Origin of the sequence: Brevibacillus sp. B_LB10_24 (assembly GCF_046036945.1) — a bacterium.
GTDB lineage: Bacteria > Bacillota > Bacilli > Brevibacillales > Brevibacillaceae > Brevibacillus_C.
On sequence record NZ_JBJQOQ010000062.1, the window covers coordinates 1 to 11,142 of the forward strand.

General features: G+C 33.6%; 10 protein-coding genes. 4 read left to right on the forward strand and 6 right to left on the reverse strand.

The genetic code is table 11. The features are described from left to right. Positions 1 to 252: 252 nt before the first annotated feature. A complete protein-coding gene (locus ACI7RC_RS27325; protein WP_408111329.1) occupies positions 253 to 1,296 on the forward strand; it encodes a tyrosine-type recombinase/integrase in 1,044 nt (347 codons plus the stop codon). Positions 1,297 to 1,633: 337 nt separating this feature from the next. Here ACI7RC_RS27325 and ACI7RC_RS27330 read toward each other — a convergent pair whose 3' ends face one another. The 5 genes from ACI7RC_RS27330 to ACI7RC_RS27350 all read right to left on the reverse strand — a co-directional run bounded on the left by ACI7RC_RS27330 (position 1,634) and on the right by ACI7RC_RS27350 (position 5,907). Next, positions 1,634 to 2,335, reverse strand: coding sequence for a DnaA N-terminal domain-containing protein (locus ACI7RC_RS27330; protein WP_408111321.1), 702 nt, complete (start codon positions 2,333 to 2,335; stop codon positions 1,634 to 1,636). A 74-nt stretch (positions 2,336 to 2,409) separates the two neighbouring features. Continuing rightward, on the reverse strand, positions 2,410 to 2,676 hold the full coding sequence (locus ACI7RC_RS27335) for a hypothetical protein (protein ID WP_408111322.1): 267 nt from the start codon (positions 2,674 to 2,676) through the stop codon (positions 2,410 to 2,412). A gap of 444 nt (positions 2,677 to 3,120) precedes the next feature. Then, positions 3,121 to 4,419, reverse strand: a complete 1,299-nt coding sequence (locus tag ACI7RC_RS27340; RefSeq protein ID WP_408111323.1) for a hypothetical protein — start codon at positions 4,417 to 4,419, stop codon at positions 3,121 to 3,123. Between the two features lies 1 nt (position 4,420). Then, positions 4,421 to 4,609 (reverse strand): hypothetical protein, encoded by a 189-nt coding sequence (locus tag ACI7RC_RS27345; protein WP_408111324.1) that lies wholly within the window; start codon positions 4,607 to 4,609, stop codon positions 4,421 to 4,423. 389 nt (positions 4,610 to 4,998) lie between these two features. After that, complete coding sequence (locus tag ACI7RC_RS27350; RefSeq protein ID WP_408111325.1) at positions 4,999 to 5,907, reverse strand: tyrosine-type recombinase/integrase; 909 nt, start codon at positions 5,905 to 5,907, stop codon at positions 4,999 to 5,001. Between the two features lie 194 nt (positions 5,908 to 6,101). Between ACI7RC_RS27350 and ACI7RC_RS27355 the strand changes: the two genes are divergently transcribed. From ACI7RC_RS27355 to ACI7RC_RS27365, 3 genes are all read left to right on the forward strand, one after another. Further along, positions 6,102 to 7,757: a reverse transcriptase domain-containing protein gene (locus tag ACI7RC_RS27355; RefSeq protein WP_408111326.1), complete on the forward strand. Its 1,656-nt coding sequence runs from the start codon at positions 6,102 to 6,104 to the stop codon at positions 7,755 to 7,757. A gap of 424 nt (positions 7,758 to 8,181) precedes the next feature. Beyond that, complete coding sequence (locus ACI7RC_RS27360) at positions 8,182 to 9,042, forward strand: hypothetical protein (protein ID WP_408111327.1); 861 nt, start codon at positions 8,182 to 8,184, stop codon at positions 9,040 to 9,042. A gap of 1,142 nt (positions 9,043 to 10,184) precedes the next feature. After that, positions 10,185 to 10,517 carry a type II toxin-antitoxin system PemK/MazF family toxin gene (locus ACI7RC_RS27365; RefSeq protein WP_408111330.1) on the forward strand — a complete coding sequence of 111 codons (333 nt, stop codon included), beginning with the start codon at positions 10,185 to 10,187 and terminating at the stop codon, positions 10,515 to 10,517. Between the two features lie 424 nt (positions 10,518 to 10,941). Here the strand turns inward: ACI7RC_RS27365 and ACI7RC_RS27370 are convergent. After that, on the reverse strand, positions 10,942 to 11,142 hold a 201-nt coding region (locus ACI7RC_RS27370), incomplete at its 5' end, for a hypothetical protein (protein WP_408111328.1).

Sequence of the window (11,142 nt, forward strand, 5' to 3'; positions counted from 1 at the left end):
CTTTCCGCACCAGGGAAGAAGCCGGGCAGCCGAGCGAATGCTAAGGAATGACAAGGGTTTGAAGCGTTCGAGTTTTGTTCGCACGTAAATTGGTGCGATTTGTGGTGGGTTAAGGATTGCAGAGGAAAATGAACCCATCCGCAATCATCAAAAGGATTGTACACAACCCTGAAAACAGCAATTGTGGGTTGCGGATTACGACCTCTCCAAGCTTGTGTATGGTGCAAATACACATGTTTGAGGAGGTTTTTTATTATGTTGAAAAAGAAAGAGCGAAGAGTACCTGTCGGCAAACGACCAGACCAAATGGAGTACCAGCGTTTAAGTTTTCAGCAGGCTCTCGATTTTGCCATTTACGCTAAACGTGCTGAGGGTTTACGAGAGCGCACTCTGAAGGATTATGAAAAGCATTTTGGATACTTCACCAAGTGGCTTAACGAAAACTATTCTGAATTGGAATTTGTTGATGAAATTACTACTACAATAGTTCGAGACTACATCAACTACCAAAGATATGATGCAAGGCGATATAAAGGTCACAAGTTTATCGATGCAGAAAAGCAGAGAATTGGACTTACAGATACCACCATTAACATTCGGCTCCGTACACTGAAAGCAATATTTAATCAATTATGCCGAGACAGATTAATCGAGATTAATCCGTTGGAGAACATCAATCTTCTCAAGCAAGACATTGACCTGACAAATGGGCTAACTGATGAGGAAGTGAAAGCTATACTTTCACAGCCCAATCAAAAAGATTACGTAGGGTTTAGAGATTATGTAGCAATCGTTACAATGCTGGACAGTGGTTTGCGTATTCAAGAATTACTTGGTCTTAAAGTTCCAGACATTGACTTCCAGAGTCGGTTTATAACAATTCCTGCGGACAGGAGCAAGAACCGAAAGCCAAGACTTGTACCAATTTCAACTTATGTTTCCAAGCTGATACTTCAACTGGTTTCGGAAAACAAACAGCATTTTAGTACGGACAGGATTTTTATGTCATGTTTTGGGGAGCCATTAGGGGCTAATCAATTTAATAAACGCTTAAAGTATTACGGAGAGAAGGCAGGAATAAGCGGCAAGAAGCTGACAGGTCATGTTTATCGCCATACATGGGCGAAAAATATGACGTTAAATGGCATTGACCCATTCTCATTACAAAAAATGGGTGGGTGGGCAGACATTCGTACAGTACGCCGCTACATCCAAATGGACACAGAAGACCTCAGAAAGAGTCATGATGAGTATTCACCTGTGAACAAACTCCTTACTAGGAGAGGGAGAGTGTAGGTTATTTAGAGGTGTTTTAAAACGTCGGGGGAATTGCAGGGGATGATGAGAGTCTTAATTGCTTGTCTGGCTTGTTAGGAGCGGCTTGAAGGTTGTTTTAGCGGTTGGGAAGGGTAAAAACACTACCCCTAAAAGACGAAAAGCCCTACAGGGCAAATTTGAGCGTTTGATAGGGAAGGAGTAAACCTAAAGAAGTTAATAAAACAACAACAAAGAATGGGGGAAGTGAACAGTGGGTATATTATGGCGATAAGTAAATCTATCTTGAAAATGGGGTAGTTACATCAATACAGGAATAAAAGGTAAAGGGACTGTCACAAGGAACAGTCCCTTTATTTTAGAGATTAGATTTGGTTTCTATTAGTTTTTCGATTTTTCTTACCAGTTCAGTAGCTTCGCTATCGTAGTATTCTTCGCCACATTTGGAACACTTCGCGGCTCTAATTTTGACGTTAATGCTAACAATACTTTTAACATTTGGTTGCAAATCTATATCCAATTGTATGTTCGGAACATCGTCAGAGCCACAAAAAACGCACTCCAAAATATTCAAATCAGCCTCGTTGTAATCATCTTTTTGCTTTCTTTTTTCATGAAGTGCTTTCTGTCGTTCATATTCTTCGGTTCCGAATGCTTGTTTCCACAACTCATCTAATTCCTTGTTGTCGATATAATCTTTGTATTCCTCATCAAACCCGTTGTTTTCACTTTCAAAGAGGAAATCATATGCGGAATCAACGGAGATTCCAGGGTTGTTTTTCGAATTTCTAACATCATTCTCAATGACAACTATGGATATGCCGAAATCATTATTCGTAATATTTTTAAGTAGTTTTTTCAACAACGATGAATACCGAGTCTCAATCCATTCCTTTTTCATTTTGTTATCGGCTACAAAGATGATGTTATTGTTAATGGACATCTCCTTAATACTAAAGCCGCTGAACAATGTTTCATATAAGTGTTTTGATAAAGATTGCTCCAAGGCATTGAGTAGTTGAGACAATAAAGTGTCTTTATCTGTTTTGTTATCAGGCATTTGAATACCCCTTCCTGTTCATTCTAATAAAAACAGCGTTTCCCCGCTGCATATAAATAAATAGAATTTGGATTTTATTCAGTTAATAGTTGATGATAATTTTCATCGATGTAGCTTTTAATCTTTGATGTTGCAGATTCGATAACCTCATCTTTTGAATTGCAATTTTCATTTGCTGTTCGGAGTAGACTAATAATATAATCAACAAGTTTCTCACTTTCGCTTGGCGCAGGGACAGAACCTAAATCCATTATTAACCGTAACTTATTTGAATTGAGCGGATTTCTTTTAGTGGAACCCTTTTGCTGTGATATTTCTTTGAATTTCTCAATTTTACCCATTGCTCTTATACACCTCATAGACGGTTTATTCCCTCTAACATATCATGCACAAGCAATAATGTAAATAAATTCCAAATAAAGTACCATTTGTTCACTTCCAACATAAAAGCACCGAGCAAACTCGGTGCGGGCTGACGCGGACAACGCTTCGCTTTTGTCCTTGTCACGAGTCGAACGCTTCGCTGTTCGACTCGCAAGAAGTGATTCGCTAGGACATAATTATTATTTTACTTACTTCTAAATTTATTTATAAGGGTGGCGAATAAAAGTGATGGTTTTAAGACAGCCCGAAACGAAGTGAAGGGATGGCAAAAACCATCAAACTTTTTTTGCCACTTCACATTGGAATGAAATATTTTTAACTTTTTTCTTTAAGGATTTTATTTAAAACCCTTGATTTTTACTGGCTTATTATAATGTGCTTAGGCAGTATCTGTGCCTGAGCTATAAGTGCCAATCGCCTGGCGGTTCGTCAACAATTGCGTTTTCAGGTGCTTCTTCAAATTCATCACTTACTAAATAAAGCTGTAACAGTTCACGCATTCGTTTGCTGGGCAAATAAATGTTGATTGGCAAACCATCCCTAATTCTGCTTCGCCAAATCCATTGTATTAATTCAGAAAGAGCATAAGTATTTTCGTCAACTTTTACCTTGTATTGTTCAAAGAACTTTTTCTCTATAGTGCGCATATACCTGTTCGCCAGATATGCAAGATTATATTTTTCCTTATACCTGTTAGTTGCTCTTTCGGTTACAGGTATGAAGGAATTAGCAAAGCTTTTGGGTTTCACCATCTTTTTGATTTTTTCTTTATCCCCGCCTTTGAAGGTTGTCCATATTGTATTCTCTTGGTTAGACTTGCAGATATTAGTGAAGTAGTTGTAAGTATGATTTTTCAATGTATTAATATGGTTTTTATTTGATGATTTTTCAAACCAACTTTTTGACAATGCATTTCTTTTGTCGCCAATTTTATTGAGATGACTATCATGAATAAGGATTTTCTTTTTTAATGAACTTTTATCGTAAGGTTTTCTTTGAACATAAGGAATTAAGCTATAAAATCCTTCGTTTTGGGTGACTGACAAATACCGATACCTTATGCCATGTAAATCGTAATAGTATCTCTGTAGCTGTCCACGAAATAAATAAGTTAGAATGAATACATTTTGAAACAATAAAAAAACCTCACATGGAAAATTCCATATGAGAGCAGAGTTATCACAGTACATTAAATTATTGCTCAACGCCATTGATTTAATATCATTGTATCTTGAGTCGTATTCTTTTTTCTGATCGTTCCATTTTATATATTTTATCCCCTTATTATTCTCAACGATACTTATTGTATCTGCATCAAGTAGCAGATTTAAATCACTTTTTCTTAAAGGAACTTGTTCAATAACATTCATGACTTCATCTAAAATGAGTGTGTAGTTATTAATTCTAAGCAGTTCTTTGGTTTCCTCATTTACCATTTGGAATAATGCATGAGTGGTGCAAATATCTTTACCTTGACCTAATAATTTATGTAAATCTTCAAGTTTGGTTTGACCATTCTTGGTGAGAGGTTCGTAAAAATTCCTGTTTTTTACTGATTTCTTTACTCGGGTAATTTCATCTAAAAATGGAGTTACATAAATAAAGCTGTGTGATTGTATAGACATATCGTTCATATATTGAATTGCCCAAGATGTTTTCCCATAACCACATGGTGCGTCGATAACATTAATAATAGTCATTCTACATTTCCCCTTTTATTAGCTTGATGATTTTTCCTTTTAGCTGTTCTGAAATAACATAGGAGCTATTGTGAAGCCATCTGCTTAGATGCTCCCTCGAAACACCACACTTATTGGCTATAAAGGTTATAGATGTTCCGTATTGTTTCTGGAAGCTTAACAAGGCTGAACGTAATTCAGTATCATTCATTGAAGTCACCACCTTTCACGAAGATGTGATGTATTGAGCAAAATAAAAAACTCTCCAACAGGGTCGGAGAGGGGTTCACTTAATATAGTTTTGAGCGCAGAGCAAATTCTATCAATTTGGCAGATATTCGATGTGTTAAAGAATTAATTTGATTCTTACTCATATATATTTATACATTTGCGATAAAAAAACACACAGAGAGCGTAATATTTTTTTGATTATCAGTCGTAGGATAGCAATTATTAATAGCAGAAAAGGCTAGAAAGCAGATTAAATTGGCTTTCGTTTCGTGAAAATTTACTTACAGGGGGTGTGGATGGAAGTGTTCATCCCGCTCCAATCGGCTTTGATAGCCATATTCCTGTAAAGTACCCCCCGTAGCAAGTGGGTTACATCTTATTTAAAGCTTTAAGCTGTTCTTCTTGGCTAGGGTCAATGTAAATGGAGGTGGTCTGGATGGATTCATGTCTTGCAAGTCGTCTAATAACCTCGATTGATGCACCAGAGATAGCAAGGTTCTTGCAAAAAGAATGGCGAAAGCGGTGAGGTGTTATATTATTCATATTCGCCAGTTTAGCGTATTTATCAAGCATGACTTGGATTCCCCTTGCCCCTAATTGTCCACTTCTTTCTGAGACAAACAGGTAAGGGGATTCAGCATATTTTTCATCTGTTAATGATTGGCGATATTTTAGCCATTGACGCAAACTTTTACTGTATTTGTTGACTAAAACCACGGTAGCATACTTCCCATGCTTTCCTTCCCTTATGGTCAATGTAATATCCCCGTTTACCTTCACATCATCTACTTTTAATTCTTCAACCTCTGCCACTCTAAGACCGGCAAAGAGCATAATGTCGATAATGGCAAGGTTTCTCAGACGTTTAAATTCATTCTTCTCCAATTCTACATAACTGATAAAGCGTTCTTGTTCTTCTTTGGTCAGCCATTTAGACGTAACCTTTTCACCAACCTTATCTGTGGTTTGTACCTTCTGAATTTTAATCCTTGTCATGGGATTATCTGAAACAAATCCTCGTTCCGCAAGATAAGAGAAGAATGTTTTTAGTGAAGCTACAGTTTTGTTTATTGTAGCTTGCTTACGGTTCAATCTATGTTTCATGTATCCGAGATACTCTTTAACATCTATGGGTTTGATTTCTTTTATGTCGCTGTGTCCTGCTGTGCCTATGTACCAGTTAATGAATTGGGTAATGGTTGTTTTGTATGCCTTGATTGTTTTTTCATCCTTGCCTTCTTCATGAAGCCAGTTCAGAAATTGATTCAAGTGTTCCATGTAATTCCTCCAATGCTTAATAGTATTCTACGAATAATTAATGTAAAACTATAATGGTGTTCTACGAACAATATAGCACATTTTGGAGGTATGTTAAACATAGAATATTAATTCTGCGAATAAATATTCCGATTTCCATTTCTTGTGTTATGAGTTATGATAATGAAAGAATACTATTACCAAATGGAGGAAATATGAGCCAGATTGTAAATCTTTATGATTTTATTAGTAAGGATTCTTATAAAACTCTTTTTCCACTAGGCTCTACTCTTATATTTGCTAAATACGGATTGGAGGATATATTAGAATATATAAATAATGAAATATTTTCTCAATCCTGGTTACAAGCAATACTTAACGAAGAAAAGTATTCTGAGGTATCTCAGGTTTTAGATAAAAAAACAATTAAAAAAATCAATGAAAATGCGCAGTCGTATTTCTTAATACAACCATGGGTATACGCTCTTAAAGATAAAAGGCATTTAAGGCAAACTTTTTTATTAGACCCAGTAGCGCAAATATTTTTATATGATTTCGTATATAGAAACAGAAAATACTTTCAAGCAACAAATTATACAAATCGTGAATGCTACGGATATGTTTTTAATGGAGATACTTATAATTCTCAAAGTGAAGAATATAAGAACTTTGTACAAAAACTATATAGTTTAAAAAAGGAATATAGATATTACGGCAAGATAGATATTTCTAATTTTTTTAACAATATATATCATCATGATGTAGTAAGCTTCCTAGCAAGAGTTATTAACCAAACTGAAGCGGAAAAATTCGGTAAGTTTTTAAGAGAGATTAATGAGGGACGTAGTACAAGTTGCGTGCCACAGGGCTTTTTTCCAGTTAAAGTAGTTGGAAGTTTCTTTTTAAGTTTTATTGAAGCATCAAGGGAATTGAAAAGTGAGTACATCATTCGTTTCATGGATGATTTTTATTTATTGTCTGATAAGGAAGAAACAATATTAAATGATATTTTCTATATTCAAAAATTAATAGGTGAAAAAGGTTTATCTTTAAATGAGGAGAAGTCTGCAGTAAGAACAACAATAAGTGAAGAAGAGAATGACGACAATGATATAGAAGAGGTAAAAAAATCATTGTTACAAAAAAGGAGACTAATCATAAATTCCTACACTGATGAATTTGATGAGGAATTAATAGAAGAACTTACGGATGAGGAAGTTGAATTTTTAAAGGATATGCTTCATAAAGGTAAAAACCTAGAAGATGAAGATATTGAACTTATACTATCATTATTAACTACAACTGAGGCAGAAACTATAGAATTAGTTAGACTAGTTCTAAATAACTCTCCTCAACTAACCAAAAATTTATATCATAATCTAAAAAGAAATTATATGATGATATCGGATGAGATAATAGAAGAGATTGAAAGTTACATCAATAAGCAGTTTATTACTGAGTACCAATTATTTTGGATTACTAAAATCCTAGTTGATTTTACGGTTTTAAATGAATCTATTGCGGATTTGCTTATGAAGATATACAGGCATTCTTCAGTAACTAATGTCGTAAAATGTCTGATTCTAGAAGTTCCTGAGAATAATTATGGTTTACTAGAATTAAAGAAGCAGGTTGCACGTGGACATGCACCAGAATTAGTAATTAGTGCTATGGTAGGATTAGTTAGTCATGAAAAAGGGAATAGAAATCAGATTTATAAATATGTTGGTAAATCAAATTCTATAATGAGAGTCTTAACAACAATTCTATCTAAATTAGAATGTAATGCAACTGAAGTATTATTGAATGAAAGCCAAGATAGGTATATCTATAATAAAAAAATTATTCGGGAGATGGAGAGCATCTCGTAGCAGAAGAAAATAATGGAGAAGACCCTTTTGATATTTTATTAGGCTTTAAGGAAGAACCTGCACCCGTAGTCATCATAGATGATGACCTACCATTTTAACCATTGAAATTGAAACGAGTCATCCAAATTAATGGATGACTCGTTATCATTATGTAAAAGTATAAAGCCTAATTGGTTTCCCTTACTGTAGCATGTTAAAAAGCAACAAAGTATCTGACAACATGTTAGGTAAATTTTACTAAAGGGAAGCTTGTTATAAAGTATAGCATTTTAAAAAACTCTCTAAAAAACAAGAAGTAACAGAACAAATAAAGGAAAATTAATCGATTAACTTTTTCTCTTAAATATATTGTATATTTATGGTATTGTGAAATTGGTCTAATAGTACAATAGACACGGAAAATTTTATTGAGGGGGAGCTTAATGTGATTTTTTACGGAGGACGATTTTCCCTATTACCTATAAACGACCTATTCTATGTTCAAGGAAATGAAAAGAAGATTTCTTATGTTATTAAGATACTAAGTTCACAAATTGAATATAGAAGAAAAAAATATACTAACATAATAATTGAACCACTAATTGATAGTAATGGGAGATTAGTAGGTGGGAAAATTGCTAGGGAATCAAATGCAAAATTACCTATGAGAAACGAGGGGAGCCTAGAGAGAGTACCAACAAAGTTATATCCACATGTGATATTTATTATAGATGAAAAAGAGCAGCTAATATTTATTGAGAAAAACAGTCAAGTTTTCCCAGACCCTTTTACTGTTTTTAAGCATTTAACAAGGATATTAAATTCCGAATTATATAAGCAAGGAATTGAAGTTGACATAAAACCACTTACACACAAGGGGGGATTCTGGAGTTTACTAGGCGAGTTAGATTACATATATAGCATAAATTTTAAATTAAAAGCACCTAATTTTCTTGGTCAAAGTTACAAAGAACTAAAAGTAATACTAGAAAAGGAAAAAAATGACGTCAATGCAAACGAGATAGAATTTGGAGTATCAAATGAATCGGGTTCACTTCGAGTTTCTAATAATGAAAGATATGGGTCAGCGGTAGGTTGGGCAGAAGATGGTGGTGGAGAATGGATAGTTAAAGGGAAGAGTAAAGGAAAAGGAAGGCGGAAAAAAACTTACAGTAATCATCAACAATTATCTATTTTTGAAGTAGAAATGGAATATGAAACAATTACAGTAGAAACAGTAAAGACTATAAAACGTCTTATAAATATTGGGTCTCATAGAATAAAGGGTGAGGATGATGGTGAGTAGTTTTTGTGACATGATTCGACTTTTATTCAGGAACATATGGTTTTACATCATTTTTATAACTTCTCTTATTTTAACCCCTTTTGTGTCAGATGGAAGTTGGGGTGCGGAAGGATTAAAAATGATTCCAGCTTCAATCGGAGTATTGTTAGGTGGGCTTTTAACTGCTATTTCTATTATTTTAGCTATTATTAAGGATGAAGACCTGCATAAGCTGTACGAAAAGCATGGAAATAGATTTTTTCTGTCGATAAAATTACTGAAATTTCATGTATTGTTGATATTGTGTGCTTTAGCATCTACTTTACTTTCTTTTTTTTTCAGCACCCCACCTTTAATCCAATTCCTATTAGATTATTTGCGAATATGTAACATCGAAGTATTTTACTTTATTCAGGTATTTTCTGTGCTGATAACCTTATATTCGACATTTGAGGTAATTAATATTCTATTTCTAATATTTGAAATAAAGTTCACTTTAGTAATTAAGAAGTAAAATATTGTCCAAATTTGTTTCAAGTACCCTTCGGAGGTAAATAAAATGTTAAGGACGTTTTTTTTTTATATGCATTTTCATAGTTTTTAGTTCAAATGCGTTAGCTGAGACAATAAACCATAATTCAAACACTATTGAACAACAAGTTAGGGTTGCTTCTAGTCAAGAAATAGAAAATAAAATTGAAATTATAAAAAAAGAGTTGGAAATAAAAGATGAGGTATATAAAGCACTTATTGAAACTAAGAACGATAAAATATCCTTACTTGAAGGAAATTTATCTTCGTTTATTTCATTTTCCTCTTTACTTGCTGGTCTTTTTTCAGCTGTAATAGCGATTTTTGGTCTCTTTATCGGTTGGATTAATAGGAAAATAAACAAGAAAATAAAGCAAGTTAGTAAAATGGAAACTGTAATTTTAAATACAAAGAATAGTGTAGATGAAATTAAAACAAAAATAGAACAACAATTTGTAGAAGTTCATAAACTACGTAAACAATATGAAGTTTTTCCGGACTATGAAAAAATTCTGAAAGGTAATTTTGTAAGTTCTGAAAACCACGAAGAAAAAGATAGCTCATCTTTAAATCAAGAGGGAATAGTCTCAGAACAGTCTAAAATTCAACGAATAGCTCCCAATCAAATAAAAATGGGGGATATTTACTCGGCAAAGATAGGTAACACAGGTAATGACACTGTTAGACCAGTTTTAGTAATACAGAATAATATCGCAAATAAATATTCAAAAACGGTTACAGTAATTCCTATAACAACTGTTATAAATAAAGCTAAATTACCGACTCATGTTTATGTTAACTTGTTAAATAGAGACTCAGTGATACTAGCGGAGAATGTAACAACAATAAGTAAAAGTAGATTGGATGAATATATTACAACTTTGGATACTAAAAAAATAGTTGAAGTAAAAAAAGCCTTAGATATTCAATTCGGCTCAGATAAAATTTTTTTGGAGGATTACTAAATTGATTCCCTCAATATGTAAAATATTATAACTCTTTAACTTGTTTCATAAATAGGGTGAAAGGGTTATTTGTTAGTTGTGAAGTTTTTAATATTGTATTCTCATCTAAAAAACAAATTTCTGCGAATTTCATTTGAATAAGAGAATATATTCAAATTAAGAACGGTGGGTGTTGCAAGTTGAAAAAACTTTTCTTACCAACAAAATCATTCTACATATCCTTTAAAATCAATTACTATGAATTACAAAAAACTGTGTAATTTAACAAAAGAGACTGTCGGAATTTCCGCAGTGTTTGTCGGCATAGTAAATAAGTCAAAATGGAGATTCATCAAGGTTATGAGTACAATATTCCAAAATATAGGCGTATTAACAAATTGACTCTTTTTTGCAGAAAGAAAGAAATGGAACACCACATTTGATTTTACAAACATACATTTTTAGGTATAATTGTATCAGCATCATCCTCAAGCTTGGAACAATGCAATCCGTAATCTACATAGCAATCCACATCACCTAAGAAGAGAACAATAAAACAGCTAAAACCCTTGATACGACTGGCTTCATCAAAGGAACAGAAATCGACTACAAGGAATCGATGATGGGCGGCGGATTCACCATTCAC

Excerpts from the sequence above, each read along its gene's own strand:
- ACI7RC_RS27330 (WP_408111321.1), bottom strand. The coding sequence starts at position 2,335 with ATGCCTGATAACAAAACAGATAAAGACACTTTATTGTCTCAACTACTC.
- ACI7RC_RS27335 (WP_408111322.1), bottom strand. The coding sequence starts at position 2,676 with ATGGGTAAAATTGAGAAATTCAAAGAAATATCACAGCAAAAGGGTTCC.
- ACI7RC_RS27340 (WP_408111323.1), bottom strand. The coding sequence starts at position 4,419 with ATGACTATTATTAATGTTATCGACGCACCATGTGGTTATGGGAAAACA.
- ACI7RC_RS27345 (WP_408111324.1), bottom strand. The coding sequence starts at position 4,609 with ATGAATGATACTGAATTACGTTCAGCCTTGTTAAGCTTCCAGAAACAA.
- ACI7RC_RS27350 (WP_408111325.1), bottom strand. The coding sequence starts at position 5,907 with ATGGAACACTTGAATCAATTTCTGAACTGGCTTCATGAAGAAGGCAAG.
- ACI7RC_RS27355 (WP_408111326.1), top strand. The coding sequence starts at position 6,102 with ATGAGCCAGATTGTAAATCTTTATGATTTTATTAGTAAGGATTCTTAT.
- ACI7RC_RS27365 (WP_408111330.1), top strand. The coding sequence starts at position 10,185 with ATGGGGGATATTTACTCGGCAAAGATAGGTAACACAGGTAATGACACT.